The organism is Agromyces fucosus, assembly GCF_004134865.1.
Lineage (GTDB): Bacteria > Actinomycetota > Actinomycetes > Actinomycetales > Microbacteriaceae > Agromyces > Agromyces fucosus.
This window is the reverse complement of record NZ_SDPO01000003.1, coordinates 255,419-279,910: the sequence shown is the minus strand read 5'-3', so window position 1 is coordinate 279,910 and position 24,492 is coordinate 255,419. Positions and strand designations below refer to the sequence as shown.

General features: G+C 71.7%; 20 protein-coding genes. 9 read left to right on the top strand and 11 right to left on the bottom strand.

Annotated features, from left to right (window positions below; all coding sequences use genetic code 11):
- Positions 1-133 precede the first annotated feature (133 nt).
- Positions 134-2,416 carry a heavy metal translocating P-type ATPase gene (locus tag ESP57_RS12840; protein ID WP_129231861.1) on the top strand — a complete coding sequence of 761 codons (2,283 nt, stop codon included), beginning with the start codon at positions 134-136 and terminating at the stop codon, positions 2,414-2,416.
- A 191-nt stretch (positions 2,417-2,607) separates the two neighbouring features.
- Here the strand turns inward: ESP57_RS12840 and ESP57_RS12835 are convergent, their stop codons facing one another.
- The 4 genes from ESP57_RS12835 to ESP57_RS12820 form a co-directional block, all read right to left on the bottom strand.
- Positions 2,608-3,162: a DUF6226 family protein gene (locus ESP57_RS12835; protein WP_129231860.1), complete on the bottom strand. Its 555-nt coding sequence runs from the start codon at positions 3,160-3,162 to the stop codon at positions 2,608-2,610.
- A gap of 415 nt (positions 3,163-3,577) precedes the next feature.
- The gene (locus ESP57_RS12830) at positions 3,578-5,461 is read right to left on the bottom strand and encodes a glycoside hydrolase family 15 protein (protein ID WP_207904545.1); all 1,884 of its coding nucleotides are present in this window, start codon (positions 5,459-5,461) and stop codon (positions 3,578-3,580) included.
- A 166-nt stretch (positions 5,462-5,627) separates the two neighbouring features.
- On the bottom strand, positions 5,628-6,275 hold the full coding sequence (locus tag ESP57_RS12825; RefSeq protein ID WP_129231859.1) for a DUF305 domain-containing protein: 648 nt from the start codon (positions 6,273-6,275) through the stop codon (positions 5,628-5,630).
- The gene (locus tag ESP57_RS12820) at positions 6,272-6,610 is read right to left on the bottom strand and encodes a heavy-metal-associated domain-containing protein (protein ID WP_115960478.1); all 339 of its coding nucleotides are present in this window, start codon (positions 6,608-6,610) and stop codon (positions 6,272-6,274) included. Before ESP57_RS12820 ends, ESP57_RS12825 begins: the two co-directional genes overlap by 4 nt.
- A 183-nt stretch (positions 6,611-6,793) precedes the next feature.
- Here ESP57_RS12820 and ESP57_RS12815 point away from each other — a divergent pair, with 183 nt between their 5' ends.
- Positions 6,794-7,225, top strand: a complete 432-nt coding sequence (locus ESP57_RS12815; RefSeq protein ID WP_056011908.1) for a YciI family protein — start codon at positions 6,794-6,796, stop codon at positions 7,223-7,225.
- 9 nt (positions 7,226-7,234) lie between these two features.
- The gene (locus ESP57_RS12810) at positions 7,235-8,569 is read left to right on the top strand and encodes an RNA polymerase sigma factor (RefSeq protein ID WP_129231858.1); all 1,335 of its coding nucleotides are present in this window, start codon (positions 7,235-7,237) and stop codon (positions 8,567-8,569) included.
- A 6-nt stretch (positions 8,570-8,575) separates the two neighbouring features.
- On the opposite strand, the gene ESP57_RS12805 is transcribed toward ESP57_RS12810, so the two are convergent.
- The gene (locus tag ESP57_RS12805) at positions 8,576-12,277 is read right to left on the bottom strand and encodes an efflux RND transporter permease subunit (RefSeq protein WP_129231857.1); all 3,702 of its coding nucleotides are present in this window, start codon (positions 12,275-12,277) and stop codon (positions 8,576-8,578) included.
- 172 nt (positions 12,278-12,449) lie between these two features.
- On the opposite strand from ESP57_RS12805, the gene ESP57_RS12800 reads away from it, so the two are divergent.
- Entirely contained in the window at positions 12,450-13,544 is a 1,095-nt protein-coding gene (locus ESP57_RS12800; protein ID WP_056011914.1) for a hypothetical protein, read from the top strand.
- Positions 13,545-13,635: 91 nt separating this feature from the next.
- Entirely contained in the window at positions 13,636-15,129 is a 1,494-nt protein-coding gene (locus tag ESP57_RS18600; RefSeq protein WP_207904544.1) for a hypothetical protein, read from the top strand.
- A gap of 213 nt (positions 15,130-15,342) precedes the next feature.
- Here the strand turns inward: ESP57_RS18600 and yczR are convergent, their stop codons facing one another.
- Positions 15,343-16,785, bottom strand: coding sequence for a MocR-like transcription factor YczR (gene yczR / locus ESP57_RS12790; protein ID WP_115960467.1), 1,443 nt, complete (start codon positions 16,783-16,785; stop codon positions 15,343-15,345).
- Between the two features lie 62 nt (positions 16,786-16,847).
- Here yczR and yczE point away from each other — a divergent pair, with 62 nt between their 5' ends.
- The gene (gene yczE / locus ESP57_RS12785; protein WP_207904543.1) at positions 16,848-17,567 is read left to right on the top strand and encodes a membrane protein YczE; all 720 of its coding nucleotides are present in this window, start codon (positions 16,848-16,850) and stop codon (positions 17,565-17,567) included.
- A gap of 149 nt (positions 17,568-17,716) precedes the next feature.
- On the opposite strand, the gene ESP57_RS12780 is transcribed toward yczE, so the two are convergent.
- Positions 17,717-18,475 carry a MerR family transcriptional regulator gene (locus ESP57_RS12780; protein ID WP_115960465.1) on the bottom strand — a complete coding sequence of 253 codons (759 nt, stop codon included), beginning with the start codon at positions 18,473-18,475 and terminating at the stop codon, positions 17,717-17,719.
- Between the two features lie 364 nt (positions 18,476-18,839).
- Here ESP57_RS12780 and ESP57_RS12775 point away from each other — a divergent pair, with 364 nt between their 5' ends.
- The 3 genes from ESP57_RS12775 to ESP57_RS12765 all read left to right on the top strand — a co-directional run bounded on the left by ESP57_RS12775 (position 18,840) and on the right by ESP57_RS12765 (position 21,123).
- Entirely contained in the window at positions 18,840-19,775 is a 936-nt protein-coding gene (locus ESP57_RS12775) for a DUF4097 family beta strand repeat-containing protein (protein ID WP_243648521.1), read from the top strand.
- On the top strand, positions 19,772-20,416 hold the full coding sequence (locus tag ESP57_RS12770) for a PadR family transcriptional regulator (protein WP_129231856.1): 645 nt from the start codon (positions 19,772-19,774) through the stop codon (positions 20,414-20,416). Before ESP57_RS12775 ends, ESP57_RS12770 begins: the two co-directional genes overlap by 4 nt.
- 191 nt (positions 20,417-20,607) lie before the next feature.
- Positions 20,608-21,123 carry a GNAT family N-acetyltransferase gene (locus tag ESP57_RS12765; RefSeq protein WP_129231855.1) on the top strand — a complete coding sequence of 172 codons (516 nt, stop codon included), beginning with the start codon at positions 20,608-20,610 and terminating at the stop codon, positions 21,121-21,123.
- A 44-nt stretch (positions 21,124-21,167) separates the two neighbouring features.
- On the opposite strand, the gene ESP57_RS12760 is transcribed toward ESP57_RS12765, so the two are convergent.
- The 4 genes from ESP57_RS12760 to ESP57_RS12745 all read right to left on the bottom strand — a co-directional run bounded on the left by ESP57_RS12760 (position 21,168) and on the right by ESP57_RS12745 (position 24,458).
- Positions 21,168-22,415 carry a Dyp-type peroxidase gene (locus ESP57_RS12760; protein ID WP_129231854.1) on the bottom strand — a complete coding sequence of 416 codons (1,248 nt, stop codon included), beginning with the start codon at positions 22,413-22,415 and terminating at the stop codon, positions 21,168-21,170.
- Positions 22,415-22,939: a copper chaperone PCu(A)C gene (locus ESP57_RS12755; RefSeq protein ID WP_129231853.1), complete on the bottom strand. Its 525-nt coding sequence runs from the start codon at positions 22,937-22,939 to the stop codon at positions 22,415-22,417. Before ESP57_RS12755 ends, ESP57_RS12760 begins: the two co-directional genes overlap by 1 nt.
- A gap of 19 nt (positions 22,940-22,958) precedes the next feature.
- Entirely contained in the window at positions 22,959-23,723 is a 765-nt protein-coding gene (locus tag ESP57_RS12750; RefSeq protein ID WP_129231852.1) for a copper resistance CopC family protein, read from the bottom strand.
- A gap of 102 nt (positions 23,724-23,825) precedes the next feature.
- Positions 23,826-24,458 carry a hypothetical protein gene (locus ESP57_RS12745; protein ID WP_129231851.1) on the bottom strand — a complete coding sequence of 211 codons (633 nt, stop codon included), beginning with the start codon at positions 24,456-24,458 and terminating at the stop codon, positions 23,826-23,828.
- Positions 24,459-24,492 lie beyond the last annotated feature (34 nt).

Below are 24,492 nucleotides of genomic sequence, written 5' to 3'. Positions count from 1 at the left end.
CATCCGCTGCTACCGTCGGAGGCGTTCGTCATGACTCGGGAATAGTCCCGACTGACAGGCGTTCCACCTGGTGACAGATACCCCCTAGGGGTATAAGCTCGACTGAACCGAGCGGCACGACGGAGGAAGATCGATGAGCACGACGCACGGTGAACGGCCCGACCACGACGGTCACGCCGGCCACGACCACCACGACCCCCACGCGGGACATCAGGCGGCCTCCGCGGTCGACCAGCACGCCGGTCACGATCCGCACGCGGGTCACGACATGAGCACGCAGGCGCATCACGACCCGCATGCCGGGCACGACATGAGCGGGCACGCCGGTCACGACATGAGCGGGCACGGCGGCCACGACATCGGCGCGCACGGCGGCCATGGCGGACACGCGGGGCACGGCGACCACGTCGGCCAGTTCCGCCGCCTCTTCTGGATCATGCTCGTGATCGCCGTGCCGACGATCGCGTTCAGCCCGATGTTCGCCTCGATCCTCGGCTACTCGCTGCCCGACAACCCGGTGATCCCGTGGATCTCGCCGGTGCTCGGCACCGTCATGTACTTCTGGGGCGGCAAGCCGTTCCTCACGGGCGCATGGTCGGAGCTGAAGGCGCGCAAGCCCGGCATGATGCTCCTCATCGGCCTCGCCATCACGGTCGCGTACTTCGCGTCGCTGGGCGCGAGCCTCGGCATCCTCAGTCACCACCTCGACTTCTGGTGGGAGCTCGCGCTCCTCATCGTGATCATGCTGCTCGGTCACTGGATCGAGATGCGCTCGATCATGCAGGCCTCGAGCGCACTCGACGCGCTCGCGGCGCTGCTCCCCGACGAGGCCGAGCGAGTGGTCTCGAACGGCTCGACCCACGAGGGGGCGAGCGGCGCGCCATCGACCGAGACCGTCTCCCCGTCCGAGCTCACGGTCGGCGACCTCGTCATCGTGCGCCCCGGCGGCCGCGTGCCCGCAGACGGCGAGGTCGTCGACGGCACCGCCGCGATGGACGAGTCGATGATCACTGGCGAGTCGTCGACGGTCGCTCGCGGCCCCGGCGCGCACGTCGTCGCCGGCACGGTCGCGACCGACACCGCGATCCGCGTCCGGGTCGGCGCGGTCGGCGACGACACCGCGCTCGCCGGAATCCAGCGCCTCGTCGCGCAGGCGCAGGCGTCGACCTCCCGCGCGCAGCGCCTCGCCGACCGCGCGGCCGGTTGGCTCTTCTGGTTCGCGCTCGGCGCCGCGGTGATCACCGCGATCGCGTGGACCCTACTCGGCGACCCCGACGACGCCGTGATACGCACGATCACCGTGCTCGTGATCGCCTGCCCCCACGCCCTCGGCCTCGCCATCCCGCTCGTCGTGTCGATCGCGACCGAACGAGCGGCGAAGGGCGGCGTGCTCGTCACCGACCGCCTCGCGCTCGAGACGATGCGCACGGTCGGCGCTGTGCTCTTCGACAAGACCGGCACGCTGACGAAGGGCGAGCCGGCGGTGACGGATGCCGCGGCCGCACCCGGTCACGACCTCGATGAGGTGCTCGTGCTCGCGGCATCCGCCGAGGGCGACTCCGAGCACCCCCTCGCGAAGGCGATCGTCGCGGAGGCCGCGCACCGTGGACTCGCGACGCGCGCTGCTCAGGGCTTCGAGGCCTCCGCCGCGATCGGCGTCCGTGCAACGGTCGACGGACGGGCCGTGCAGGTCGGCGGCCCCGGCATGCTCGAGCGCGAGAACCTCGAACCGCTCGCGGCATCCGTCGCCTGGGCCGAAGCCGGCTCGACGGTGCTGCACGTGCTCGTCGACGGCCAGGTGGCCGGCGCCATCGCGCTGGCCGACGAGATCTGCCCCGAGTCGAAGGAGGCGGTCGACGCACTCCACGCCCTCGGCGTGCAGGTCGTCATGATCACGGGCGACGCCGAGCCGGTGGCGCGCACCGTCGCGGCGCAGCTCGGCATCGATCGGGTCTACGCGGGCGTGCGCCCCGAGGACAAGTCCGCGAAGGTGCAGGAACTGCAGCACGAGGGCCTCTCGGTCGCGATGGTCGGCGACGGCGTCAACGACGCCCCGGCGCTCGCGCAGGCGAACGTCGGCATCGCCATCGGCGCGGGAACAGATGTCGCGATCGCCTCCGCCGGCGTGATCCTCGCGTCGTCGGACCCGCGTTCGGTGATCTCGGTCATCGAGCTGTCGCGGGCGAGCTACCGCAAGATGTCGCAGAACCTGTGGTGGGCGGCCGGGTACAACCTCGTGTCGGTGCCGCTCGCGGCGGGCATCCTCGCGCCCATCGGGTTCGTGCTGCCGATGTCGGTCGGCGCGATCCTGATGAGCCTCTCGACCGTCATCGTCGCGGCGAACGCGCAGTTGCTGCGCCGCCTCGATCTGCGGCCGGAGGCCTCGACCCGTGCAGTGCTCGAGCGCGCGAGCTGAGGCATCCGCTCGCCGCGCCGTCTCCCACCCTGCCATCACCCGAGCAGCAGGGCCCACCCTGCCCGCACCCGAGCCGCAAATGCGAGGAGATCGGCGATTCAGAGGACGGTTTTCGCGCGGAGACTCCTCGCAATCGCCGATCTCCTCGCAATCGCCGGCGCGAAACTCGAGGAACACCCGGTCGGCGTGAATCAGCCGACGTGGCCAGTGACTCGTGGGCAGCGCGGCCACGCCGCCCATGCGCGACGTGGGCCGTACGGGCCGGGGCCGCCGCCCTCGCTCGAGCCACGTTCGGTACGGAACGACGCCCAGCCACCGGATGCCTCGGCGAAGCCGCCCGACACGACGGCGTCGACATGCTCGCGCACCGACGCGACCGAGTCGGCGAGATGCTCGTCGCACGCGTCGCATCCGCAGAACGGCGACGGCAGCCGCGTGAACTCGCCGCATCCGACCACGAGGCCGGGGAACGAGGTGAGGCCGATCGTGATCGGCGCCGCGACATCCGCTCGCGGGCGCAGCCGGACCGCGCGGACGACGTCGACGCCGTCGGTGAGCCAGGCATCGAGCGACGGCTCGTCGTCGCGCTCGACGTCGAACTCCGCTTCGAGCTCGTCGACGAGCGCAAGGGCGAAGGCGTGGAGCGGGCGGTAGCGCTCGGCGTCGCCGACTCGGCTGTAGGCCTCCTGCGGCGGGCCGTCGGACTCGATGCCCCAGCGACGGGGTTCGTCCGGAAGGTCGTCCACGCCCGATGCCGCGCCGCGCCGTGGTGGCTCGCATGGTCGAGTCGTGCCGGTCCCGCGGGGCTCGGTCATCAGCCTGCCCCCGCTGCATCCGTCGCCTCGGGCGTCGCTGTCGCCTCGTCGGCGGCCACGCTCGCCCCAGAGCATCCGGTCAGTGCCGCCAGAACCGCCAGCGTCAGCACCACCTCAGCCACCCTCGTCGCCGTCGGCCTCGAACCGCGTGCTCCGTGCATGGCCACCTCCGCGGCGAACCTAGCAGGCAGTACAGCGAGGCACCAGATTCGGGCAGCTCGGTACGACGCGCAATTCAGGAGATCCTGGGTGATGGGCGCGCAGGCGGGGCCAAGCCGACGGAGATCCTGCATTATGCGCTGCAGCAGGAGCCAGGACCCACGTCTCGAACGCCCGACCACTGAGCTCAGACGAACTCGAGCAGCTTCTCGATCATGATGATGCGCCGCGCCGCCTCGATGAGGGCGAGGTGCGAGAACGCCTGCGGGAAGTTGCCGAGGTGCTGCCCGGTCGTTGTGTCGAGCTCCTCGGCGAGGAGGCCGAGCGGCGAGACGACGCGCAGCAGCTTCTCCATGAGCGCACGGGCGCGGGCGCCCTCGCCGATGATGGTGAGCGCCGAGACGAGCCAGAACGAGCAGATGAGGAAGGTCCCCTCCCGCCCCGACAGCCCGTCGTCGGTCTCCTCGGTGCGGTACCGCAGCGCGAACCCGTCTTCGGAGAGCTCGTCGGCGATCGCGAGCACGGTCGCCCGCAGCCGCTCGTCGTCGGGCTCGAGGAACCCGTAGATGGCCGCGAGCAGAGCGGATGCATCGAGCGCATCGGTGCCGTAGTGCTGGCGCAACACGCCCCGCTCGCTCACGCCTTCGGCGAGGATGTCGGCCGCGATCTCGTCGGCCACCCCGCGCCACCGCGCCGCCGATTCGGCGTCGCCGACGACGATGCCGAGTTTCGACGCACGGTCGAGGGCGACCCAGCACATGATCTTCGACGACACGTAGTGCTGGGGTGCTCCCCGGGCCTCCCAGATGCCCTGGTCGGGCTCGCGCCAGGCGGCCGTCGCGCAGTCCGCCTGCGAGCGGACGAGCGGCCACAGCGAACGCGGCACCCGCTGGCTGTGCTGGGCGTGCATGAGGATCGCATCGAGCACGGCGCCGTACAGGTCGTTCTGGCGCTGTGCGAACGCGCCGTTGCCCGTGCGCACCGGCCGGGCACCCTGGTAGCCCGTGAGGTGGTCGAGCGTCGTCTCGGTGAGGTCGCGCCGTCCGTCGATGCCGTACATGATCTGCAGGGAGCCGTCATCGTTGGCTTCGAGCCCCGAGAGGAACTCGACGAACTCATCGGCCTCCCAGTCGAGGTCGAGGTAGTGCAGCGCCTGCACGGTGAACGAGGAGTCGCGGATCCAGTTGTAGCGGTAGTCCCAGTTGCGCTCGCCGCCCGGCGTCTCGGGGAGCGAGGTCGTGAGCGCAGCGACCGTCGCCCCGGTCGGCATGTAGGTGAGCCCCTTGATAGTCAGCGCCGAGCGTTCGAGGGCCTCCCGCCACGGGTGGTCGGGGATCGTCGCGTCGCCGAGCCAGTCGCGCCAGTAGCGCGTCGTCGAGTCGAGCTCCGCGGCGGCCTCCTCGAACGTCGACGGTCCGGCGAGGTCGTCGGCCCACGAGAGGGAGCAGAACGCCTGATCTCCGGCGTGCAGCGTGTGGCGCGCGCGGACGTGACCGCCCTGCACGCCGAGCGAAAGGTCGGAGCGCAGGCGCAGCGACATCCCGCCGCCGCTCGCGGTCGCCTCGTGCTCGTCGTTCGCCTCCCAGTCGGCGGCGACGCGGCCGTAGTCGAAGACCGGCTCGCAGAGCATCTCCATCTCGACGTGCCCGTCGAGGCAGGTGACGGTGCGCACGAGGCAGTGCGCGGCGTCGTCATCGGCGGGCGCGCGGGTGTGCGGGGTGGTCGTGTCGGGAGCCGAGCGCCGCACGATCGTGAGCGCGTCGCGCACCTCGGCCCAGCCGGTCGGGGTCTTCCACGTCGTCACGAGCACGTTGGTGCCCGGTTCGTAGGCGCGCGCCGAGGGGGCATTGACATCGAACGGTCCGAAACGGAAGTAGCCGGCCTGCCGGTCGAGGATCGTCGCGAACACGCTCGGGGCGTCGAACCGCGGCGGGCAGAGCCATCCGATCGCGCCATCGGGGGCGACCAGTGCGCCGGTGTGGCAGTCGGAGAGGAACGCGAAGGAGGCGATCGGCGGAAACGGCGAACGGGCGACCGCGCCCTGCATCTGCGGCGCCCGACCCCCGGTCACGGTGCCTCCGGGGCGAGCTCGCCGACGATCATCCGGTCGACCGCGGGCAGCTTGTCGCCGTCGGTGTCACTGCGTTCCATGGGGCCTCCGAGCACGGTCGGTCACGGGTGGGGGCGGCAGCGACGCGCCGCCTCGCCGTCCCCCACCTCGACCGTAGCCCTTCGGGTCACCCTTCGAGCAGAGCCTGCATCCGCTCGATCTCCGCCGTCTGGGTCGCGACGATGGCCTCGGCCATCTCGATCGCACCCTCGTGCGAGCCGCTCGCGATCTCGTCTTCAGCCATCTCGACCGCGCCCTCGTGGTGCTCGATCATCTGCTCGAGGAACAGCCGCGACGCGGTGGCCGCGTCGGCGGACTCGAGCGCGGCGAGCTCGTCGTCGCTCAGCATGCCGCTCATCCCGTGGCCGCCGCCGGGCATCTCGCGCGGAGCGTCCCATTCGTCGAGCCAGGCCTCGAGCTGAGCGATCTCGGGACCCTGCGCCGACTGGATCTCCTCGGCGAGCGCAGCGACCTCGGGGTCGAGCCCGTCTTTCGCGAGCACGATGCCGCTCATCTCGAGCGCCTGCTCGTGGTGCGGGATCATCATCTGCGCGAACATCACGTCGGCGGCGGTGCCGGCAGCCGCGGGCGCCTCGGTCTCGGTTCCGGTCATCGAATGGCCGTCGTGGCCACCGCCCGAGGTGTCGCCGCCGTTCGCGGCGCAGCCGGTGAGCGCGAGCAGCCCGGCGATGCCGAGCGCGACGGCGGGCAGGGTCCTGGCGAGGCCGCGGTGGCGCGCCGAGGCGCGGAACGGGGCGCCCGACCCCGCGCTCATCGCTCCGCCACCCGGTACCCGGCCTCTTCGACGGCCGCGGCGATCGCGGCGTCGGAGACGGGAGCACTGCTCCGCACGGTCACGCCGGAGACGCCGCCGTTGACGAGCTCGACCTCGACGCCGTCGACGCCGTCGATGGCCGAGAGCTCTTGGGTCACATGGGCCACGCAGCTGCCGCAGGTCATGCCGGCGACGCCGAAGGTCGCCTCGACGAGGGAGGCGTCGACGGCTGTCTCGGCGAGCGCCGAGGCATCCGTCGTCGTGTCGATCGCGCAGCAGGAGCACCCGCCTCCGTCGATGTCGATCTCGGTTCGGCCTTCTGGTGCGAGCGTCATGGTTCGGTCCTTTCGTCGGTCGCCACCACCACTATACCCCCCTAGGGTATCTCTGACGCAAGTCGCGTGCCCATGGCAGCATGAGGAAAGAAATTCTCGGGCGGATGTCGATCCGGCCATCGCCCGTTCGACGCCAGAGTGAGGCGGGCACTTCGGCCCCCTCCCACGAAGGAGAGAACGACCATGAAGTACATGCTGATCATGCGCTCGAACGACCAGGCCGTCGAGGACTACGAGAACCTCGACTTCACCGAGGTCATCGCCGCCATGGGCGCCTACAACGAGTCGCTCATCAAGGCGGGCGTGCTGCTCGGCGGCGAGGGGCTGACCGACGCGAAGGAGGGCTTCGTCGTCGACTTCGACTCGACTCCCCCGGTCGTCACCGACGGCCCCTACGGCGAGACGAAGGAGCTCTTCAACGGCTTCTGGATCATCCAGGCCGCGAGCCCCGAAGAGGCGGCCGAGTGGGCCAAGCGCTGCCCCCTCGGACCGGGCTCGAAGCTCGAGGTGCGCCGCGTCACCGAGCTCGAGGACTTCCCGCAGGACAACGAGTGGATCCAGAAGGAGGCCGGCTGGCGCGCAGAGGCCGAGGGTCGCCTCGGCACCGCGAACTAGGTCGACATCATGACCGAGACGGATGCCCCGGGCACGGTCGAGCCGGCGGACGCCGCTGCAGGCGACGCCGCCGCCGACCGGGCCCGGCGCGCCGTCGCCGCGGTCTGGCGCATCGAGTCGGCCCGCATCGTCGCGACGCTCACGCGCTTCGTCGGCGACGTGGGGCAGGCGGAGGACCTCGCGCAGGAGGCGCTCGTCGAGGCGCTCCGGCAGTGGCCGGCCGAGGGCGTTCCGAACAACCCGGGCGCGTGGCTGACCGCGGTCGCCAAGCGCCGGGCGATCGACGGCTGGCGTCGTCGCGAGCGGCTCGACGAGCGGTACGCCGCAATGGCCCATGATCTCGAGCGCGATGGAGCCGCGGCATCCGACACGTTCTGGGATCCCGACACGATCGACGACGACATCCTGCGGCTGATCTTCGTGTCGTGCCACCCCGTGCTCTCTCGCGAAGCGCAGATCGCGCTGACGCTGCGCATCGTCGGCGGCCTCGGGTCGGAGGAGATCGCCCGCGCCTTCCTCGTGCCGACCGCGACCGTGCAGCAGCGCATCGTGCGGGCGAAGAAGACGCTCGCCGCGGCGAAGGTGCCGTTCGAGGTGCCCGAGCCGAACGAGTACGCCGCCCGGCTCGCCTCGGTGCTGCAGGTGCTCTACCTGATCTTCAACGAGGGCTACCTGCCCGCGGCGGGCGACGAATGGGTACGGCCGGATGTCTCGGCCGAGGCCCTCAGGCTCACCCGCATGGTGGCGGGGCTCATGCCCCGCGAGCCCGAGGCGCAGTCGCTCGTCGCCCTCATGGAGTTCACCGCGTCGCGCTTCGCGGCGCGCACCGCGCGCGACGGCACCCCGATCCCGCTCGACGAGCAGGACCGATCCCGCTGGGACCGCGCGCAGATCGGCCGCGGCCAGGCAGCACTCGCGCGGGCCGACGCCATCGGCCGCGGACGCGGCGCGTACGGCCTGCAGGCGGCGATCGCCGAGTGCCATGCGGTCGCGGCATCCGTCGACGACACCGACTGGGGCCGCATCGTGCTGCTCTACGAAGCGCTCGGGCGCCTCGCACCGTCGCCCGTCGTCGACCTGAACCGCGCCGTCGCGGTCGCGATGTCGACCGGACCCGCGAGCGCGCTGCGCATCGTCGACGAGCTCGTCGCGAACGGACGGCTCGCGGGCTACGCGCCCCTGCCCGCGGTGCGCGGCGAACTGCTGCGCCGGCTCGGACGCACGAGCGAGGCGCGCAGCGAGCTCGAGGCCGCCGCGCGGCTCACCGGCAACGAGCAGGAGCGGGCTTCACTGCTCGCGAAGATCGCCGCGCTCGCACCGCCGGCCGTGCCCCCTGCCGAATAGTCGGCATCAGGCCCATGGGGGCGGCGGGGTGCCGCCCTCGTCGCCGTCGTCGGACCCATCGCCGTCGTCATCGGATGCGTCGGCATCGGACTCCGCGGGCTCGGCCGGCGTCGGCTCGGCGGGAGATTCGGCGGGCTCGGGCTCGCCGGGCGCCGGCTCGGCGGGCTCGGGCTCGGCGGGCGCCGGCTCGGCAGGTGCCGGCTCGGCGGGTGTCGGCTCCGGCTCGCGTGCAGCGGGCGCCGCTGCGGGTACCGTCGCAACGGCAGCACCCGCACCCGCGACGGCGTGCGCCGGCGCCGAGGCATCCGGTCGGCCCGCTGCCCTCGCAGCTCGCTTCTCGCGGCGCCGCTCGCGGCCGCCCTCGACGAGGTCGTAGAGCACGGGCAGCACGACGAGCGTGAGCGCGGTCGACGACACGAGTCCGCCGATCACGACGAGCGCGAGCGGCTGCGAGATGAAGCCGCCGTGCCCCGTGAGCCCGATCGCCATCGGCAGCAGCGCGAAGATCGTCGCGAGCGCCGTCATGAGGATCGGCCGGAGACGTCGGGATGAGCCGTGCACGAGGGCGTCCCGCACGTTCATGCCGCGATCCCGATATTGGTTCACAAGGTCGACGAGCACGATCGCGTTCGTCACCACGATGCCGACGAGCATCAGCACGCCCACGAGCGAGGCGACGCCGAGCGGCACGCCCGTGATGACCTGCAGCGCGATCGCGCCGGTCGCCGCGAACGGCACCGAGACGAGCAGCAGCAGCGGCTGCAACAGCGAACGGAACGTCGCGACCATCACGATGTAGACGATCAGGATCGCCGCGAGGAGCGCGAGGCCCAGCTGCGAGAACGACTCCTGCTGGTCGGCGCTGACCCCGCCGATCGATGCGGTCGTGCCGGCCGGCAGGTCGACGGAGTCGACCGCGGCGGCCACGGCACCACTCGCCGTGCCGAGGTCGTCGCCCGCGGGCGTCGCCGAGACGGTCGCGCTGCGGAGACCCTGCACGGTGGTGACGGATGCCGGCCCGTCGACGTTCTCGACGGTCGCGAGCGAATCGAGCCGCACGAGGCCGGCGGGCGTCGGCACCTCGAGCGCCGAGAGCTCCTCGACGGTCGCGGGCGGGTTGTCGGTCGCGAGGTAGATCGTGAGGGTCTTCTCGTCGATCACGACGGTCCCCGCACGCTGCGGCTGCATCGCGGCGGAGACGAACCCGCCGAGGGCCACCTCGGAGTAGCCCGCTGCCGCGGCATCCGCTCGGTTCACCTCGACGGCGACGTACGGCTGGGACTCCGACAGGTTCGAGCTGACCTGCGCGAGCGAGTCGATGCCGTCGAGCTCGGTGACGACGGCGTCGGTGGCCGCCTGCAGGTCCTCGGCGTTCGAGGCGGTGATGTCGACCTCGATGTCGCTCGAGGCGCCGAAGCCGCTCGACGCGGCGAGGGTGACCTCGCCGACGTCGTCGAGCCCGTCGAGGTCGTCGCGCACGCTCGCCTGCAGTGCATCCTGGTCGGCGTCCTCATCGGTCGTGACCGAGTACGTGATCGTCGCGCCACCGCCGCCGAACGCCGCGGTGAGGCCGCTCCCGGAGCCGATGGAGGTCTGCACGGTCTCGACGCCCTCGGTGTCGCGGATCGCCTGCTCGACGGGCTGCGAGGCCTCGTCCATGGCGTCGAGGCTCGTGCCGATCGGCAGCTCCTGCGTCACGCGGAAGGTGTTCTGCCCCGAGGAGCCGAGGAAGTTCGTCTTCATGAGCGGGATCAGCGCGACGGTGCCGCCGAGCACGAGACCGGCGACGATGAGCGTCACGACGCCGTGCTTCAGGGTCCACCCGATGATGGGCAGGTAACCGCGCTGGAGACGCGAGGGGTGTTCGAGCTCGTCGGCGGGGGCGACGGGCTTCGGCTTCACGGCCGTCGCGGTGCGGGCGGCGGCACCCGGGGAACCGGCGGCACCCGGGGAACCGGCGGCGCCCACGGCGCCCGACGACGTGGGCAGCCCGGTCGCGCCGGTCTCGTCGCGGAGCTCGGGCGCGAGCCAGACGTCGTCGACGAACGCGGCGGCCGCGATCTCGGCTTCGTCTTCGTGCTTGGCGAGCTTCGCGGGCTTCAGGAACCAGTACGCGAGCACCGGCACGATCGTCAGCGAGACGAGGAGCGAGGCGACGAGGGCGATCGTCACGGTCAGCGCGAACGGCCGGAACAGCTCGCCAGTCACGCCCTCGACGAGCGCGAGCGGCAGGAAGACCGCGACCGTCGTGATGGTCGAGGCGGTGATCGCCCCGGCGACCTCGCGCACCGTGTGCACGATCGTCGTCGCCTTGTCGACGCCCACGATGAGGTGCCGCTTGATGTTCTCGATGACGACGATGGAGTCGTCGACGACTCGTCCGATCGCGATCGTGAGCGCGCCGAGCGTCAGGATGTTCAGGGTGTAGTCGGCGGCCTGCAGCCCGATGAACGTGATGAGCACCGACGTCGGGATCGAGATCGCGGTGACGAGGGTCGCGCGCACCGACAGCAGGAAGATCAGGATGACGATCACCGCGAACAGGAGCCCGAGCATGCCCTCGGTCGCGAGCGACTCGATCGACTGCTCGATGTAGGGCGCCTGGTCGAAGACGACGGTGAAGGTCGCGCCGGGGTTGGTCGTGTCGAGCGAGGACTCGAGGTCGGGCAGCAGCGCCGTCACCGCGTTCGAGACCTCGACGGTGTTCGCCGCCGGCAGCTTCGTGACCGAGATGGTCAGCGCCGGTTCGCCGTTCACGCGCGAGATGCTCGAGACGGGGTTGTCGGTCAGTTCGACGGATGCCACGTCGGCGATCGTGATCGCGGCCGGCACGCTCGTCGCGGCGCCGAGACCTGCGGGCAGCTCGGCACCGGCGGGCAGCTCGGCACCGTCGGGGAGCGTCGTGCCGTCGGTCTCGCCGGTGCCGTCGGTCGGCGTCTCCTCCGTTGGATCCGGAACCTGCTCGGTGGCACCGAGCACCGGGAGCGCCGTGATCTCGTCGACGCTCTGGACGCGCGTGCCCGTCTGCACCGCGAACGTCGAGTCGCCCTCGGTGATCGTGCCCGCGGGCACCAGGAGTCCGTTCTGCTGCAACGCGTCGCGGATGGCCTGCTGGGTGATGCCGTAGGCCGCGAGCTGCGCGGGGTCGGGCGTGATGGTGACGCGCTGGCCGACCTCGCCGACGAGGCTCGCCTCGCGCACGCCGTCTACGTCGGTGATCTCGGGCAGCGTCGTGCGCTCGATCTCGTCGGAGAGTGCGCTGATGTCGTCGGCGCCGGTCACGGCGATCTGCAGCACCGGGAAATCGTCGAGGCTGAGCGCGATCACCTGCGGGTCGACGTCGTCGGGCAACTGGCCCGCGATGCGGTTCACCGCCGAGAGCATCTTCTGCTCGGCGAAGGCGAGATCGGTGCCGTAGGTGAAGCTCGCCGTGACGCGCGAGAGCCCGGTCGAGCTCGTCGTCGACGTCGACTCGAGGCCCGTGATGCCCTGGATCGCGGTCTCGATCGGGGTGGACACGTCGGTGTTGACGATGTCGGGCGACGCACCGGGGTAGCTCGTCACGATCGACAGCTGCGGGAACTCGATCGACGGCGCCAGCTCCTGCTTGAGGCTCGTCAGCGAGATGCCGCCGAAGATCGCGACGACGACGGTGATGAGCGCGATGAGGGCACGGTTCTTCATGCTGAGCGCGGCGAGCAGGTGCATTGCTCGATTCTCGCAGGCGCTGCCGCAGCGGATATCACATCGCGGTGAAATTCACGCGACATCGGGGTTCGGCATGTCGGCGGATCGGTCCCATCTGACCCCCGTCCGGGGGGTATCGATACGAGAATGGCCCCGGTTAGGGTTGCCAACAGGGGAACGAAAAGGAGTGGCGATGAGCTCCGCGGATGCTGCACGGCAGGTGCCGTGGCTCCGCTACGCCCTCCTCGCGGCATCGCTGACCGCGGTGTGGCTCGTCATCTCGCTCGCCTCGAGCGCACCGAGCGCCTCGGCCGACGAACGCGACTCGGGCAGCGGACTCCTCGGCACCGTCGGCTCGCTGCTCGGCGGCGTGACCGAGGTCACGGGCGCCGTCGGCGGTCTCGTGGGCGGCGTCGTCGAGACGGTCGTCACCCCGGTCAACCAGGTCGTCGAACCCGTCGTCGAGGTGCTGCCCGAACCCGTCGCCGAGCCGGTCGCCGTGGTCGTGCCCGATGCGGTCGACACGGTCACCGAGACCGCCAACACCGTGATCGGCGGCGGCAACGCCGCGGTCGGAACCATCGTCAACGGCGTCACTGGCACCGTGTCGGGCATCGCCGGAGGCGGCACCGTCAGCGGCATCACGACCCCCGTCGCCGGACTCGTCGACGGCATCGTCGACGAACTGCCGATCGTCGGAACGCTGCTCCCGAGCGGCACGGTCGGCGCGGTGCTCGGCCCCGTGGCGGGCCTCGTCGACGACACGCTCGGCACCGTCGTCGGCACGTTGCCCGCACTGCCCACCGACGGCAGCGGCGTGCTCCCCCAGCTCCCGTCGATCCCGCTGATTCCCGGCGGCACCGACGGCACCGGCCCGGAAGCACCCGGCGGCCCGGGAGACCAGACACCCGGCGAAACACCGCCGCCCGGCCACGCCGGGGCACCGCCCGGTGCCGCCGATGGGCGGAATGCCGATGCCTCGAGCGGCTTCGACCGCACGGGCGCCACGAATCTCCAGGCGACCGTCGACTCCGCGATCGGCACGATCTCGCCGTCCGACGGCGGATCGCCGGCTGGCGACGGCTCACCGGCACTCGGCGCGCCCGCACTCGGCGTGGCCGGCTCCGGCACCGGCGCTGCGGGCAGCGGCGGCGGCGCGGCATCCGGCACTTCCGACGCGGCCTACGCCGCCCTCGAACTCGACGCGCTCGCGTCGCTCGCACTCCACTCGGTCGACGACGAGCTGCCGTCGTCGCCGGTCTACGACACCGACTCCACCCCTGACTGACGGGGGCCGTTCCGCCTGCTCGTGAGGCGGAAGACGGTCATCGCTCCGTACCCGGAGCGTATTCACCCCATCAGTTCAGGAGGACTGGATCATGAAGAAACTGCTCTTGAGGGCGCTGTACGCGACCCTCTTCGCCGGGGGCCTCTCGCTCCTCGGCGCCGGAGTCGCACACGCGTCGGAGACGACGGGCGACGACGGCATCCTGTCGGGAACCCAAGCGGGCATCTCGATCGACCTGCCGATCACGCTCGGCGGCAACGCGATCTCCCTCATCGGGGACTCGTCGTCGCAGGACGCCAGCACGGAGGCCTCGAGCGGCGACGCCGCCGAGCCGGCGGCCGTCACTTCAGGTGACGACGGCATCGGCTCGGGCAGCCAGGCGATCATCGACGTCTCGGTGCCGGTGACGCTCGGCGGCAACGCCATCTCGCTCATCGGCGACTCGTCGACCGAGGGCGCGGCCACCGAGGTGGCACCGGCACCCGCTGCGGCGGCCCCGGCAGCGACCGGGACCAGCGGAGACGACTCGCTGCTCGGCGGCACGCAGGGACTCGTCGACGTGTCGATTCCCATCACCCTCGGCGGCAACGCCATCTCGCTCATCGGCGACTCGTCGACCGAGGGCGCCGGCACCGCCGTCGCCTCCGGCGGCTCGGGCGGCTCGAACGACGCAGGCAGCGCGTCGACCTCGGGTGACGATTCGATCCTCGGCGGCACGCAGTTGCTCGGCGGGATCGACATTCCGATCACGCTCGGCGGCAACGCCGTCTCGGTCATCGGCGACAGCACCAGCAGCGGTGCCGCAACCGGTGTCGCGGCGGGCACCGCCTCGGGCGAGGGCTCCTCGGCCGAGACCGGCGGCGAGGACTCGATCCTCGGCGGCACCCAGGCCATCGTGGGCGGCTCTGTGCCGGTGACGGTCGGCGGCAACGCCATCTCGGTCATCGGCGACAGCGAGAGCACCGACGCGACGACCGCCGTCACGTCCGGCGCCGGCAACGGCGGCGGCTCGGCCGAGACCAGCGGCGAGGACTCGATCCTCGGCGGCACGCAGGTGCTGCCGTCGATCGGCCTGCCGGTGACGGTCGGAGGCAACGCGATCTCGGGAGTGGGCGACAGCGCGTCGACCGGTGCCGAGACGGTCGTGACGCCAGGAACCGGGGGCGGTTCGGCGACGACGGATGGGAACGGCGGGCTGCTCGGGGGAACACAGCTGCTGCCGAACCTGTCCCTGCCCGTGACGATCGGCGGCAACGCCATCTCGGTGATCGGCGACAGCGAGACCGACGGGGCGACCACCATCGTCGACCCGACGGATCCGACCGACCCCGTCGACCCCGTCGACCCGGTCGACCCGGTGGACCCGGTGGACCCGGTGGACCCGACCGATCCGACGACGCCCACCTCTCCGGGTGACGGCGGCTCGACGGTCGCGTCCGGCAGCGGATCCGGCGGATCTGGCGACACGGATGCAGCGACGCTCGCGTCGACCGGCGTGGACGCCTCGGGCCTCGGGCTCGCGGCACTCGCGATGCTCGCGGGCCTCGTGCTCGTCGGGTTCCGGCGGTTCGCGCTGAAGCGCTAGCAACGGGATGGGCCCGGCGCCGCCCTTCCGGCGCCGGGCTCGCACCCCTGGCAGATCACTGCCCCACAGACTCCGTGCCGCCGACCCGTGCGGCACGGCAGGCCGCGGTGTGCCCGAACCGCAGCCGGTCGGGGCGGGCGGACGAGCGCAGTCGTCCGCCCGCTCCGCACTTCGCTCCGCGACGCCGCGCGCCGACGCGCGAGACTCGGCGGCTCAGATCACCGAGGCGAGGAGGCTCTGGTCGGGCACCGGCGCCGCCCCCGAGAGCGAGCGCCACGCGCGGGCGAGCGCCTGCACCGCGGCATCCGTCGTCTCGGCCGGATAGCAGATGGGCAACCGCAGGAACCGTTCGAAGGCACCGTCGATGCCGAACCGGGGCCCCGCGGCGATGATGAGCCCCTGCGAGCGCGCGGCGAGCGCGAGCTGCGAGCTCACCGCCGCGCCGAGGCCGACCCAGGTGACGATGCCGCCGTCGACGTGCGGCACCTGCCATTCGGGGAAGGCCTGTGCGAGCAGTCCCTCGAGCCGGTCGCGCCCCGCGCGGAGCTGTTCGCGGCGGAGGTCGAGGATGTCGTCCATGTGCGGCAGGGCGCGAGTGACGAGCAGTTGCTCGATGATCGGCGTGCCGAGGTCGCCGGGCGACCGCACCGCGAGCAGCCGACGGATGAGCGGCCGGTCGGCGCGGATCCAGCCGACGCGCACGCCGCCCCAGACGGTCTTGCCGACCGAGCCCACCATGATCGCCGGGCCGTAGGCGGCCATCGGCAGCAGGGACTCGGGGCGATCGATGTCGAGTTCGCCCGTCGTCTCGTCGGCGACGATGACGGTGCCCTGCCGGGCGGCCGCGTCGAGCACGCGCTCGCGGGTCTCGGCGCTCATCGAACGGCCGGTCGGGTTCTGGAAGTCGGGCATGAGGTAGGCGGCGACGGGGTTCGAGTGCCCGATCGCGCGCACGAGCGCCTCGGCCTCGGCCCGGCCGTCGGGGTCGACGTCGTCGCGCGGCGCGACGCCGACGGGCACGAGCCGGGCTCCCGCCGCCCGGAGCGCCTCGTAGGCGTGCGGGTAGGTCGGCGCCTCGATGATGGCCCGGTCGCCACGACCGATGAGCGCCCGCGAGAGCAGGGCGATCGCGTGTTGCGCGCCGATCGTGACCATGATCTGCTCGGGCGTCGTCGGGAGCCCGCGTGCGGTGTAGCGATCGGCGATCGCCGCACGCAGCGCCGGGGTGCCGATCGGGTCGAAACCGGCGTCGCCGAGGTGTTCGGGCAGGTCTTCGACCGCCTGTCGCGCGAGGTCGGGCAGCCACGGCAGAGCCGTCGGGGCCGCCTTCGAGAAGTCGATGTAGTCGGCGGCCGGAGCCGGGGGCAGCATGGTCGGCGCACCGGGCAGCCGGGCCACGCTGCCCGAACCCCGCACGCTCAGCACGAGTCCCTGTTCGCGCAGGTGCCGGTAGGCGGCGGTCACGGTCGTGCGACTCAGGCCGAGTCGCTCGGCCAGGTCGCGTTCGGCCGGCAGCCGGGTGTCGACCGGGATGCGACCGTCGAGCACGAGCAGCCGGATGCGCTCCGCGAGCGCGTGGTACGCGCTGCCGGCGCCGCTGCGCCAGTCGCCGAGCAGGTTGTCGAGCGCACGTGCGCTCAGGGTGGACTCCGCCATTCGAGCCACTTTAGACGAATTGGCTCTTTGCGAACAGGCCAATCGTGTAATTGGGTTGCAGAATGCCCCGCCCCATCCGTTTCACCACTGCCGATTCGACGCCCGTGCTCGTGCGCCGCTTCGTGCAGCTCTTCGTCGGCCTGTTCCTCTACGGCATCGGCATCGCGCTCATCGTGCGCGGGGAGCTCGGCGTCGCCCCATGGGACGTGCTGACCCAGGGCATCGCGAAGCAGACGGGCCTCGGCTTCGGACTCATCACCGTGATCCTGAGCGGCGTCGTGCTGCTGCTCTGGATCCCGATCCGGCAGCGACTCGGCTTCGGCACGGTCATGAATGCACTGCTCGTCGGCCCTTCGGCCGACATCGGCCTGTGGCTCATCCCGTCGGGCCTCGATCTCTGGGTGCGGGTGCTCCTGCTGCCCGCCGGCATCGTCGTGCTCGCCATCGCCACCGGCCTCTACATCGGCGCGCACTTCGGACCCGGCCCGCGCGACGGCCTCATGACGGGTCTCCACCGCGTCACCGGCTGGAAGATCTGGATCGTGCGCACCGGCATCGAGCTCATCGTGCTCGCCATCGGCTGGGCGCTCGGGGGCGACGTCGGCATCGGCACGGTCGCCTTCGCCCTGCTCATCGGGCCGCTCTGCGGGTACACGATCCCCATGTTCGCGATCAAGCGTCCGGCGAGCGCGACGCCGACCGAGCCGAGCGTCGAGCGAGCGGATGCCGCGGCGCCCGCGCCATCCGTCACCCCGGTGCCGTCCACCGAACCCGCGGCCTGACCGCCCCCAGACGGCAGTCGCCCCCGAGGTCGGGACACCTCGGGGGCGACTGCACTTCCAGGTCGGAGGCGACGAAGCGCGTCGGAGGCGACGGAACCGTCGCCTCCGACTGAACCCGCGACCTCCGACGTGCCGAGACGGGGCGCTCGTTACAGCTCGCGCTCCGCGTACGCGGTCATCGCGTCGCGCACGAACTCGGCACCCGCCTGGCCGCCGTAGTTCGCACCGAAGCGCTCGTCGGCCACGTACATCTCGGCGAGGCCGAGGAAGTACTCCTTGCTCGGACCTGCGCCGCCGCCGCCCGGCGTGCCAGGAATGCCGCGCAACCAGTCGAACTGGCGCTGCGCGAGTGCCTGCGCCTCGTCGCCCGCCGGGTCGACGCCCCGCTCGAACGCCGAGATCCAGTCACGGCCCAGCTGCGACATCCGCTGCTGCCAGGCCGCCTTGTCGTCGGCGCTCATCGAGCGCCACCACGCGTCGCTCTTCGCGTACGCGTCCGTGCCCCAACGCTCTTCGACCTCCTCCTTGTACTGGGTGTGGTCGAAGCCGTCGAACATGTTCTCTGCCATCAGTTGTCCACCTCCTTCCAGTGCTCCGATGGTGTTCTCGACCGACGCGATCTGCCGCGCCAGTCGTCCTTGCTCGCCGCGAAGCCACTCGAGGTGGCTGCGCAGCGCGTGCGGGGCGCTCGCCTCACGGTCGAGCACCTCGCCGATCGCGGGGAGTCCGAGGCCGAGGTCCCGCAGCAGCAGGATGCGCTGCAGGCGCACGAGTGCGGCGTCGTCGTAGTGGCGATAGCCGTTCGAGCCGATGCGGGTCGGCGTGAGCAGCCCGATGTCGTCGTAGTGACGCAGCGTGCGGCTCGTCGTGCCGGCGAGCTTCGCGATCTCCTGGATCGACCAGTCCACGGCGTGCTCCTCTCTCGTGTCTCTCGTGATCGGGGGCGTTCTGCCCCACATCTGCCACGGTAGAGGTTGACGCTGCGTCAATGTCAAGCGCGCGAGGCATCCGCTCACCTCAGGAGGATTCGCGCCGTCGCCGAGTCGCAGGACGATCCGCGCGCCGCGCCGAGTCCAGCCCGGCGTGTCGGGCGAACCCCCCCTGCGACTCAGCGAAAGCCTCGGCGGAGTCCGGACTTGCATTGGGAGCAAACGCGATATATCGTGACCTACATCAGACACGCGATATATCGCGTCACAGACTTCGAGCGCAGCGGATGCCGCGGCATCCGCGCCTCGCACCCGAACGCAACCGCGACAGAAGGAGCACCACATGTCCATCGAGAAGTGGGTCATCAACCCCGGAGAGACCCGGGTCATCGACCTCGAACTGGTTCGCAAGCTCAAGGTGAGCCTCATCGGCGGCAAGGTCGACGTGATCGCCCACGACGAGCCCGGCGCCCGCATCGAGGTCTCGAACGTCACCGGCAAAGACCTGAAGATCGAGATCGACGGCGACTCCCTCGAGATCGACCACCCGCAGCTCCGGTGGGACAACTTCATCGACGTCTTCAAGGGCTGGGCCGGCAACGCGAAGGCCGAGGTGTCGATCCTCGCGCCGCGGCACGTGGCCATGAAGCTCGGCATGGTCTCGGGCGACGCGCTCGTCTCAGGCTTCACGACCGATGCCAAGCTCTCGACCGTGTCGGGCGACCTCGTGCTCGACAACCACGAGGGCGACGTCGAGCTCTCGACCGTCTCGGGCGAGGTGTCGGCCGGCAACCACACCGGCCGCATCACCGCGCACTCGGTCTCGGGCGACGTCGTCGCCACGGGCGACGTGCGCTCGTTCAACGCCGACACGGTCTCGGGCAACATGATCCTCGACGCGTTCGGCACCCCCGACCGGGTCGACACCAACACCGTCGCGGGCGACCTCACGGTTCGGTTCGCCGCCGCATCGGGCGCCCGCTACCGCATCAACACGGTCGGCGGCACCGTGCTCATCGACGACACGACCATCAAGGGCATGCTCGGCAAGGGCTTCGAGCGCGTCACGGGCGAACTCTCGGGCACGTGGCTCGACCTCGGCGCCAACAGCGTCTCGGGTTCGATCTCGGTCATGCGCCGCGAGAAGGTCGGCACGCCGTCGGATGCCTCGGGCGCGAGCCACGGCGACGCGGCGAGCAGTTCCGGGCAGAGCGGTTCGGCACAGAGCGGTTCGGCACCGAGCGGTTCGGCACAGAGCGGCGACGAGGCATCCGCATGACTCCGCCGGTCTTCGCCCACGGCAGTCTGCGCCTCTACCTGCTCGCCCTGCTCGACGAGCAGCCGCGACACGGATACGAGCTGATCCAGGCGCTCTCCGACCGCTTCGGCGGCACCTACAGTCCGAGCGCCGGCACGATCTATCCGCGCCTCTCGAAGCTCGAGGAGGAGGGCCTCGTCTCCAAGTCGACCGACGGTCGCAAGACCGTCTACGAGATCACGGATGCCGGCCGCGCCGAACTCGAGTCGCGCCGCGACGAGCTCGACGGCATCGAGAACGAGGTCACCGACTCGGTGCGACGCCTCGCCGACGGTGTGCGCGCAGAGGTCAACGACGCCATGCGCTCCCTCCGAGCCGAACTCGCGAGCGCGGCCCGAGAGGCCAAGCGCGCGTCGACGAAGACCTCCGCGTCGGCGGGGGGCGCCGGCGCCTCGACCTCGTGGGGCGGCGACGCCCGTGCGGAGACGAGCCGCGCCGTGCACGAGGCCGACCTCGTGCTGAGCGAGTTCCGGCAGCAGCTGCGCACCGACCTGCGCACGCGGGCGAGCCGCGGGCGCGTCAGCCCCGAGACGGTCACGCTGCTGCGTGCGCGTCTCGCGCAGGTGCGGACCGACGTGCTCGCGACGCTCGGCGACCACTAGCCCGAGCCCCATGAAGGGGCGGCGCCTCCCCCGGGGCGCCGCCCTCCTGCGTCATGCCCCCCTCCACCGCCGAGATGACGCGTGTTGTCGGTACCGGCGAGGGGAACCGACAACACGCGTCATCTCGACGCCGCTCGGCGGGCGGCACGTCGGCGCACCGCAGTGTCGGCGGGCGGTGGTGTGATGGCGACATGCCCGATATCGAGCTGCATCCTTGGGCCGACGACGACCTCGACCTCCTCCACCGCGCGAACACGCACGAGCTCATGGACCAGCTGGGCGGCCCCGAGAACGACGCGCAGGTGCTCGCGCGGCACGAGCGCTACCTCCGCATGCAGCGCGAGGGCACCGCGCACCAGTTCCGCATCGTGATCCCCGGGCATCCCGAGGGTGTGGGCATGGTCGGCTACTGGCAGCACGACTGGCACGGCGAACACGCCCTCGAGTCCGGCTGGTCGGTCGAAGCGGAGTACCGCGGCCAGGGCATCGCCCCGGCCGCGGTGATCGTGATGCTCGACGCCGCGCGCACTGCCGGCGAGGTGCTGCCGGTGCACGCGTACCCGCGGGTCGACAATCCGGCGTCGAACGCCGTCTGCCGGAAGGCCGGCTTCCGCCTGCTCGGCGAGGAGGCGTTCGAGGTGAAGCCGGGCCTCGTGCTGCAGACCAACGACTGGGTCGTCGACCTCGCGTCGCCGCCCCGCTCGTAGCGACCCACGCAACCGCGAACCCGCGAACGCGCGAACGATCGGGCTCAGACGAGGGTGTCCCCGATGTAGCCTCCCTCGGCGCATCCCGGCGGAATCGCGAACACCGCCGACCCGATCGGCGTCGTCCACTCGTTGAGCAGGTCGAGCTCCTCGAGCCGCCGCTGGATCGGCACGAACTGGCGATCGACGTCCGCCTGGTACGAGGCGAACAGCAGCCCGGCATCCGAGACGGATGCCCCGGCCGGCGCCTCGTCGTAGTTGTACCCGCGCCGGTAGATGCGCTCCCCCGGCTCCTCGCTCCGCGATCGCCGCAGGTGCGAGAAGTCGGGGATCACCGGGAAGCCCACGGGGCCGAGGGCCGCGAAGTCGGGCTCGTCGTGTTCGCTCTCCCCCGTGAGCGGGGCTCCCGAGGCGAGCCTGCGACCGACGGATGCCTCGCGACCGGGTCGATCGACCCGATCCCACCCGTCGAGATCCATCGCGATGCGCCGAAGCACCATCGAGGTGCCGCCCGCCATCCACTCGGGCTGCCCGGCCGACCAGACGAGCTCGTCGAATTCCGTGGTGCCCGGCTTCGGGTTCACGGTGCCGTCGAGCTGTCCGAAGAGGTTCCGCATCGTGCGACCCTCGGGTTCGGCACCCGCGGCGCGGCGGAACCCGCGTTGCGACCAGCGCACGGTGGCGAAGCTGCGCGCGTCCTTCAGCAGCATGCGCGCGGCGTGCGAGACCGTGATCGCGTCGTCGGAACCGAGCTGCAGCAACAGGTCGCCGTCGTTCCATCTCGGCTCGAGGCGGTCGATGCCGAACGGCGGCAACGGCCGCAGCCACGCGGGCGCCTCGGACCGGGCGCGCGCGACGAGACCAGGGCCGAAGCCGAACGTGACGGTCAGACGTGCAGGTACCTCGGCGAGCTCGGGTTCCGTGTCGGCGAGCGGCGCGCGCCCCTGCGTCACGCGAGCGGCGTCGTCGCTCAGCACCCGCAGCATGCGGCGGAGCGCGTCCGCATCGACCTCGGGCAGGAGATCGAGCGCGATGAAGAGCGCGTGCGCCTGCGGCGGCGTCTCGATGCCCGCCTGGTGCACGCCGTGGAAGGGCACGATCGCCTCGCCGACGGCGTTCGCCGTCGCGACGGCAGCACCGACCGCGGCATCCGGGGTGCCCGCCGCCTCGTCACCAGCCCGAATCGCGGCCGAGGCGCCGAGCGCCGCCGCGGCACCGGCTCCCGCCGCGGCGGCACCTCCGAACAGGAGGTGCCGCCGCGAGAACCCGGAGCCGCCGGGTTCACCGGTCATCAGTGCGCCTCGTGGCCTTCGTCGTACTCCTCGTTCGCGCCCTGGTAGTCCTTGACGGGCGCGACCACGTCGAGCGTGGAACCGTCGGAGAACGAGAGCGTCACGGTGACCTCGTCCCCGGCGCGCAGCGGGCCGGTCAGGCCCATGAGCATGACGTGGTTCGCGCCGGGTTCGAGCATGAGGTGACCGCCGGCGGCGATCTCGAAGCCGCCCTCCTTCTCGCGCATGGTCATCGCGCCGTCGGACTCGACCGTCTCGTGCAGTTCGGCCATGTCGGCGGCGTCGGTCTCGGCGCCCGAGAGCGTGATCGAGGTCGCGCCGCCGTTGTCGAGCATGCCGAAGAGCGCGGTCATGCCGTCATCGCCCGCTTTCACCCAGGCATCGGAAACGGTCACGGATGCCGCGGCCTCGGCGTGCGCCGACGCGGCGGGGGTCTCGGCGGGCTGGCCGCCGGCGCAGCCCGCGAGGGCGAGCACGGCCGCGAGCGCGGTGCCGAGGGCAGGGGTCATCGCAGTGGAACGCATGTGTGCTGCTCCCCCGGGCTCAGGCGTCGTCGCCGGACGTGCCGGAACCGGTGCCGGTACCGGGTGCGCCGCCACCGTTCCCGGTGCCGTCACCGGAGGCGTTGCCAGCACCGTCGCCCGAACCCGAACCGGGGCCTGCGCTCTTGCGCTTCGCGTTCAGGATGACGGCGGCGAGGAGCGCGAGGATCCCGAGCCCGCCGACGACGAAGCCGGCGACGGCCCATCCGTCAGGTCCGCTCTGCGCGGCGTCGTCGCCCTCGGCGTGGTCACCCTCGGCATGGTCGCCTTCGGCGGGCTCTTCTTCAGTCGCCGAGTCGTCGTGGGGTGCCTCCTCGGTCCAGACGCCGGTCGCGTCGGCGCCGACTCCGAAGTCGATCGTGCCCTCGATCGGGTGCCCGTCGCTCGAGACGGCGCGCCAGCGCACCTGGTAGTCGCCCTCGAGGTCGGTCGGGAGCGCAGCCGTGACGTGTGCGCCGGCGACCACGGGGTCACCCACTTCGACGTCGCCGCCGTGGTGGTCGACGACGACGATCGCGGTACCGACCTCGATGATGTCGTTCGAGAAGTCGAGGGCGACCTCTGCGGGTGCCGTGTCGAAGACCTCGCCGGGCTCGGGGCTCGAGGCCAGCAGCTCGTCGTGTGCGAAGGCGGGCGAGGCGCCCGCGAGGGTGATGCCGACGGCGACGGTGAGCGCGGAGGCGGCGAGCACGAGGGTGCGGAGGCGCGTGGCGCTCTCGCGCGCGTCGAGTGCGGTCGCGGTGGTCACGGAGTTCGGGTTGTTCATTGCTTGGGAGTCTCTCTCCTCGGTCCGGGCCCGGGCCGGCGCGCGCGATGAGGCGCGGCCGCGGAGGCATCCGGAAATCTCTGGGTCCGCCGGTCGGCGGGATTACGCGGAGGCGCGGGCGAACGGCGGGCCACGGGAGCCCAGCGCGGTGAAGCGGAGACGCGACCGGAGCCGCGGGGCGTTCGTCGAGGCGACCCGACGAACGACGAGAGGAAGCAGCGCGAGCTGCGGCACGGGCGCGGTGAGGCGCAGCGCGAATCGGCGTGCGGCCGAGGTGACGGCCCGCCAGGCCGCCCGCTCGAACGCGAGCAGGAAGACGATGGTCGCGACCGCGGCGACCGCGTGGCCGATGAGCATGGCAGTGTCGGCATGCAGGTGACCGGCGGGCGCGCCGGCACCCTCCGCCGCACCGGCAACGGCACCGCCGTCGACGAACACGACGGCCTCGTGGTGACCGCCGCCCCTGACGACCAACGACCCGGTCGATGCGCCGGCTCCGACGCCGAACAGCAGGTGGAACGCCCCCTGACTCACGATGACCGCGAGCGTCGTGCGCAGCGGAGTCGAGCGACGGCCGACGAACGCGACGGATGCCGCGAGCGCGACGATGCCCGCGAGCAGGAGCCCGAGCCCGCCGGGTGCCTCGCCCGCGGCGACGCCGTGCGAGAAGGCCGCGAGGAACAGGGCGACGACCGCCGTGGCCGAGCCACGCGCGAGCTGCGCCGCACGGTTCACGCTTGCCCCCGGAAGTCGAGTGTTCGAAGAATCG

What these genes read in the sequence shown, in the direction of transcription:
- ESP57_RS12750 (WP_129231852.1), bottom strand. Translation starts at nt 23,723, where the DNA reads ATGAACAACCCGAACTCCGTGACCACCGCGACCGCACTCGACGCGCGC.
- ESP57_RS12755 (WP_129231853.1), bottom strand. Translation starts at nt 22,939, where the DNA reads ATGCGTTCCACTGCGATGACCCCTGCCCTCGGCACCGCGCTCGCGGCC.
- ESP57_RS12765 (WP_129231855.1), top strand. Translation starts at nt 20,608, where the DNA reads ATGCCCGATATCGAGCTGCATCCTTGGGCCGACGACGACCTCGACCTC.
- ESP57_RS12825 (WP_129231859.1), bottom strand. Translation starts at nt 6,275, where the DNA reads ATGAGCGCGGGGTCGGGCGCCCCGTTCCGCGCCTCGGCGCGCCACCGC.
- ESP57_RS12760 (WP_129231854.1), bottom strand. Translation starts at nt 22,415, where the DNA reads ATGACCGGTGAACCCGGCGGCTCCGGGTTCTCGCGGCGGCACCTCCTG.
- ESP57_RS12805 (WP_129231857.1), bottom strand. Translation starts at nt 12,277, where the DNA reads ATGCACCTGCTCGCCGCGCTCAGCATGAAGAACCGTGCCCTCATCGCG.
- ESP57_RS12820 (WP_115960478.1), bottom strand. Translation starts at nt 6,610, where the DNA reads ATGACGCTCGCACCAGAAGGCCGAACCGAGATCGACATCGACGGAGGC.
- ESP57_RS12810 (WP_129231858.1), top strand. Translation starts at nt 7,235, where the DNA reads ATGACCGAGACGGATGCCCCGGGCACGGTCGAGCCGGCGGACGCCGCT.
- ESP57_RS12840 (WP_129231861.1), top strand. Translation starts at nt 134, where the DNA reads ATGAGCACGACGCACGGTGAACGGCCCGACCACGACGGTCACGCCGGC.
- yczE (WP_207904543.1), top strand. Translation starts at nt 16,848, where the DNA reads ATGCCCCGCCCCATCCGTTTCACCACTGCCGATTCGACGCCCGTGCTC.
- ESP57_RS12800 (WP_056011914.1), top strand. Translation starts at nt 12,450, where the DNA reads ATGAGCTCCGCGGATGCTGCACGGCAGGTGCCGTGGCTCCGCTACGCC.
- yczR (WP_115960467.1), bottom strand. Translation starts at nt 16,785, where the DNA reads ATGGCGGAGTCCACCCTGAGCGCACGTGCGCTCGACAACCTGCTCGGC.
- ESP57_RS18600 (WP_207904544.1), top strand. Translation starts at nt 13,636, where the DNA reads ATGAAGAAACTGCTCTTGAGGGCGCTGTACGCGACCCTCTTCGCCGGG.
- ESP57_RS12775 (WP_243648521.1), top strand. Translation starts at nt 18,840, where the DNA reads ATGTCCATCGAGAAGTGGGTCATCAACCCCGGAGAGACCCGGGTCATC.
- ESP57_RS12815 (WP_056011908.1), top strand. Translation starts at nt 6,794, where the DNA reads ATGAAGTACATGCTGATCATGCGCTCGAACGACCAGGCCGTCGAGGAC.
- ESP57_RS12770 (WP_129231856.1), top strand. Translation starts at nt 19,772, where the DNA reads ATGACTCCGCCGGTCTTCGCCCACGGCAGTCTGCGCCTCTACCTGCTC.